The organism is Kistimonas scapharcae (genome assembly GCF_039540975.1).
GTDB classification, from domain to species: domain Bacteria; phylum Pseudomonadota; class Gammaproteobacteria; order Pseudomonadales; family Endozoicomonadaceae; genus Kistimonas; species Kistimonas scapharcae.
Window position 1 is genome coordinate 1 of record NZ_BAABFL010000324.1, and the last position, 4,998, is coordinate 4,998.

The 4,998-nt window shown below is 52.9% G+C and carries 4 protein-coding genes; 1 reads left to right on the forward strand and 3 read right to left on the reverse strand.

All coding sequences use genetic code 11. The features are described from left to right. Positions 1–417 precede the first annotated feature (417 nt). Positions 418–1,098, forward strand: coding sequence for a zinc metallopeptidase (locus ABD892_RS11760; protein ID WP_345195869.1), 681 nt, complete (start codon positions 418–420; stop codon positions 1,096–1,098). A 26-nt stretch (positions 1,099–1,124) separates the two neighbouring features. On the opposite strand, the gene brnQ is transcribed toward ABD892_RS11760, so the two are convergent. The 3 genes from brnQ to ABD892_RS11775 all read right to left on the reverse strand — a co-directional run bounded on the left by brnQ (position 1,125) and on the right by ABD892_RS11775 (position 4,913). Beyond that, the gene (gene brnQ / locus ABD892_RS11765) at positions 1,125–2,435 is read right to left on the reverse strand and encodes a branched-chain amino acid transport system II carrier protein (protein WP_345195870.1); all 1,311 of its coding nucleotides are present in this window, start codon (positions 2,433–2,435) and stop codon (positions 1,125–1,127) included. A gap of 395 nt (positions 2,436–2,830) precedes the next feature. Then, complete coding sequence (locus tag ABD892_RS11770; protein WP_345195871.1) at positions 2,831–4,195, reverse strand: MATE family efflux transporter; 1,365 nt, start codon at positions 4,193–4,195, stop codon at positions 2,831–2,833. 130 nt (positions 4,196–4,325) lie between these two features. Then, positions 4,326–4,913 (reverse strand): helix-turn-helix domain-containing protein, encoded by a 588-nt coding sequence (locus ABD892_RS11775; protein WP_345195872.1) that lies wholly within the window; start codon positions 4,911–4,913, stop codon positions 4,326–4,328. Between the last annotated feature and the right edge of the window lie 85 nt (positions 4,914–4,998).

Below are 4,998 nucleotides of genomic sequence, written 5' to 3' on the forward strand. Positions count from 1 at the left end.
TCAAATCTGATTAACCCGGTCACCTGGAATTAAGAGATTGACCCGATTGATTGCCAGGTAAATCAAGAACTCACGGATTCAGGATATCGGAACAGTTGCTTTTTTCGTTCGTGCCGCAACGCCGGCTGATGCACATGCCGTGCTGGCAGAAATGCCATTTGTTAAAGACCGGATTGTGACGTATCAGCTGAATGAAGTGGGAGCATTCTGGCTTGGTCGTCCGGAAGACCTGAACAACGCGATAAACTGACGAGGATCAGGAGATCTCTGGAACATTCAGATCCATTTAGCGGGCTGATGCTCTCTGGTATGGCTCACCAGCGGCAGGCATAATCACACCCACTCCAATGATAAAGGCTGGCCGCCATTCATTTGGCCAGCGGATAACACATCGAAGCTGTATGGGAGAAATGCTTCATGATTGTGGCCATTATCGGTCTGCTCATTCTGGTACTGGCCTGCCTACCCCAATGGTGGGTCAGACGGACACTGCGACGTTATGGCACCGAGCGAGCCGATATGCCCGGTACCGGTGGCGAACTGGCCGAGCACCTGATTGAACGATTCGGTCTGGACGTATCCGTACAGCGTGGCGGCCCCCATGAAGATTATTACGATCCGGAAAAACGGCTTGTGTCGCTTTCGCCCGATCACTACGACGGTCGGTCGGTGACAGCGGTCGCCGTGGCTACCCACGAAGTTGGTCATGCCTTGCAGCACCATCATCAGGATCCCCGTTTCATGAATCGCCAGAAACGTATCCGAACGGCTCAGCGGATCGAACGTTTCAGCACCATTGCCATCATGGCGACACCACTGCTCCCCCTTTTGACGAAACTGCCACACACTGCTCTGGTGACTGTACTGCTGGCTCTCGCCGGTATGCTGGCTGCCACATGGATTCAACTGATGACGTTGCCCGTTGAACTGGATGCCAGCTTCAACCGGGCGCTGCCAATCCTAGAAGAAGGCTATCTCAGCCCGGACGATATGCCCGGCGCACGACGTGTACTGCGTGCCGCAGCCTACACCTATGTGGCGGCAACCCTGGCCAGCCTGCTGAATGTAGGACGATGGATCGCCATACTGCGGCGCTGACAACGCCAGCGCCTGCACACATCACGTTATGATTGTGGCTGCAATGCCCGACGATAGCGCTGTCCGGCCCATGTAGTTACCAGAGTCACGGCAAATGGCAACAACCAGCCCAGCCCCGCATCAAACAATGGCAGCCAATGACTGAAAGTTTCTGCCAGTACCGTTGGTAACAGGCCAGCGGCTTTCAAACCATCCAATACAGCAAAGCAGGCCGTCACCAGAGTCACCGTAAAATACACATCACCCGGTGCCGACAGGCCACGGCGCAGCAAGCCCAACACGACAAAAGCAACAGCCAACGGATAAAGAGTAACAACCACGGGAACGGAGAGTGTGATCAGCTGCGTCAGGCCAACATTGGCCACTACAGCAGACACCAGCATGATGACAGTGATAGCCATCGTATAACTCAAACGCTGACTCTGGGTACTGAAGAAATTTGCACAGGAGGCACCAACACCAACCGCCGTCGTCAAGCAAGCCAGCGTTATAACACTGGCCAGCAGTACTTTACCGGGCAAACCAAACAAGGCTGCTACGTAAAGCGCAAGCACCTGGCCACCGTTCGTTGCCTGCCCGGCCACTTCATGACTGGTTGCGCCAAGGTACATCAACACCAGGTAAACCAGCCCCAAACCAACAGCAGCCATCAACCCGGCATACACCGTATAACGTGCCATCATGACGGGCTGGGTCACGCCCAGACTGCGTACGGTATTGGCAATCACCGCGCCGAACCCCAGCGCAGCCAGGCAGTCCATGGTCATATAGCCCTGAACAAGCCCTTCACTGAAAGGATGATGGGCATAATCGCCAACCGCAAACGTTATGGCACCCTGCGGGTTGCTCAAGGTTCCCCAGGCAATGGCTGCCAATAACAGTATCAACGCAGGTGTCATCAATTTGCCGACGGTCTTGATCAGAGAACCGGGGTTTAAGGCAAACACCCAGGCCAGCAGGTAAAAGACTGCTGAATACAATGCCAGGTGCCAGCCCTGAGTTTGCTCAACAAAGGGCAGGAATCCCATTTCATAAGCGACGACGGCCATACGGGGTATCGCAAACGCAGGGCCGATAACCAGGAACAACGCGGTCCAGAACAACTGGTGCCATCGTCTGGGGATATCCGCAGTCATTTTTTGTGGGCCGCCCGCCAGCGCCATGGAGACAAGAGTCATCAATGGCAGGCCAACCGCTGTTATCAGGAAACCAGCTGCGGCCATCAATAAATGGTCACCGGCCTGCTGGCCGACCATGGGTGGATAAATCACATTGCCCGCCCCTAGGAACAGGGCAAAGGTCATGAAACCAAGGGCTAATAAATCTTGTCGTCGCATCTTCAGATTCCAGTCAGTCAACGGAGCCGGACCTTGCGAAGGGTGGGGAGACAGATATGGAATGTGATGATGGGGTCTGCCGCCGGCCCTTCGGTTCGGGCCGGCAATACAATGGCTGCCGACCCTAGATGATAATAATCAGGGTAATAATGGCAGCCACAATGACCACTACTGCATGGTTGGCAGCATCTGCGTAAGCTGGATTCAGGCTCTGCAGGGTGGTCATTGTTTCAAAGCAATCTTTTTAAACGGTAAGGATTATGAAAAGTACCGGTTTTAACACAGAGTCACAATGCGACATCTACTTATCATCGCCTCATAAATTAAACGATAGAAAGCGTCAGGCCATGTGAGTCACCGCCACCCAACACAGCCCGAGCCTTTCGTCTTATTAATCAAACGTTGTGTAATCTGCCTGTAGGATGGGGCACACTTTCCCCTGTCTGCTGCCGGTACCGCAGATACAGGTAAAGGCTCCCGATCATTGTCATCACTTCAGCAAACGGGACTGCCAGCCAGACACCTGCCTCAGGAAAGAGTGCCGGTAGAATCATCAGGCCCAGCACCACAAACCCAAAACCACGTACCAGCGACAACACTGTTGCCGTCATAGGATGCTCAATGGCTTGAAACAGCGATGCAATCAAGAGGTTCACCGCCATGCAGGGGAACGCCAGGAAATACAGCGGCATGGCAAATCCAGCCAGTTCTGACAGCGCGGGATTGCCGGCAACAAACAAACTAACCAGCCAGTCCGACGCAAAGGTTGCCAGCAGCAACGCAGAAACACCTACGGCAATGGCCGTTTTAATCCCCAGCATTAACGTCTGCCGGACCCGCTCAGAAGCACTGGCGCCATGATTGAAACTGATAATGGGCTGACAGGCCTGGCCAATCCCCATCAAGATAAACAACACCAGCACGGCAACGTTGATCACAATACTGTAGGCTGTGACATAGAGATCTCCCCCCGTACGAATCAGCACCCAGTTGAACACCAGCGTGCTGACACCGACAGTTGACTCAATAAAGAACGTCGGCAGTCCGGTACTGATGATTTTCGGCATATGATCAAAGCGAAGCTCAGGCATCTTCAAGCGCAGGACACCTTTCCCGCTAAAGAAGTGCAACAACACACCTCCAAATAACACCATCTGTGAAATACCGGTTGCCAGTGCCGCCCCCTGGACGCCCCAGTGAAAGACAAAGATGAAGAGATAATCCAGTACCAGGTTAGTGAGCGCACTCGCAACCAGGGCAACCATCGCAAGGCGTGGATTAGTGTCATTGCGCACGAAACAGGACATGACCCAGCCCAACGAGTAGACAACAAAAAACATCAACATGATGCCAAGGTAATCGCGGGTCATTTCGAACAATGCACCACTGGCGCCGGTTATTAACACCAGGTCATCCAGCCAATACAGCCCGGTAGCAACCAGCAGAGTGCTGACAATCAGCGTCAACAGCATTGACTGCGAGAACAGCGCCTGACCTTCTGCATAATCACCACGCCCGAACCGGATTGACATGAGTGCCGAGCCGCCGACGCCGATCATCAGGGACAAGGCCAAAAACAGCGCGAAAAACGGAATGGTCAAAGCGAGCGCTGCCAGAGCATCTGGCCCGACACCACGACCAACCATGATCGTATCGACCATGACATAGAGAGATTTCACTACCATGCCACTGACCGCCGGCAGCAGGTAATGCAGGAAACTTGAACCGATGGGGTCGGTTCTCAGGTTAATGGATGCCATCGTTGCTATTGAACCTCATGAAACAACGGGTACCCTGTCAACAGGCACCACGAGACGAATGGCATTATCCGGCACAGAAAATGAATCAAAAATGGATGCTTTGCCCGTTTTATGGTGTTTTTAGAACATTTCAGGCAAACACTAACTTGCGAAATCCCAGCGGGGATACCCCGGTCTCACGACGAAAGAAACGACAGAAATAGGCGACATCCTCAAACCCCAGCTCGTATGCAATGGTCTTGATTGTTTTTGGGGTAAAGGTCAGTTCCCTGCGTGCTTCAACGATCACACGTTCATGCAGTAATTGGGTCACGGTTTTACCCAGGTGTTGGCGGGTGAGCTCATTGAGTCGCTTAGGCGTCAGTCCGATCTGTTCAGCATAAAACGACGTGTGTCGCTGCTGTCGGTAATGGGCTTCCAGCAGATCAACCAGAGTCATGATGCGTGGATCAATGTAAACGGACTCTGGTGTGAAATCCGGCAGATAGCGCGTCAGGTAATGGAGAAATGCTGTCAGCAGTGACTCCAGGAGATCCCAGTCTGGTGTCTCACGATGGATTTCATCATCCATAATTTCGCCCAGATGATCGAGATGGCGGTATCCCAGTTGATCCAGCTTGATGCAGGCACGATCGACGCTGAACGTGGCAAACGCTTCCTGCAGCAACAAACGATTGCGGTAGCCTGATTCAATGAAATCCGTCTGAAATGTCAGCACATACTGAAGTGGTTATAGTTTTCCGGACACACAAACAAGGGTAATCTTGAAACCCTATTAAGGTGTGTGAGCATGTCGGAAAAGA

Bases quoted from the DNA above. Each gene is read 5' to 3' on its own strand.
- ABD892_RS11760 (WP_345195869.1), top strand. From the start codon at position 418: ATGATTGTGGCCATTATCGGTCTGCTCATTCTGGTACTGGCCTGCCTA.
- brnQ (WP_345195870.1), bottom strand. From the start codon at position 2,435: ATGCGACGACAAGATTTATTAGCCCTTGGTTTCATGACCTTTGCCCTG.
- ABD892_RS11770 (WP_345195871.1), bottom strand. From the start codon at position 4,195: ATGGCATCCATTAACCTGAGAACCGACCCCATCGGTTCAAGTTTCCTG.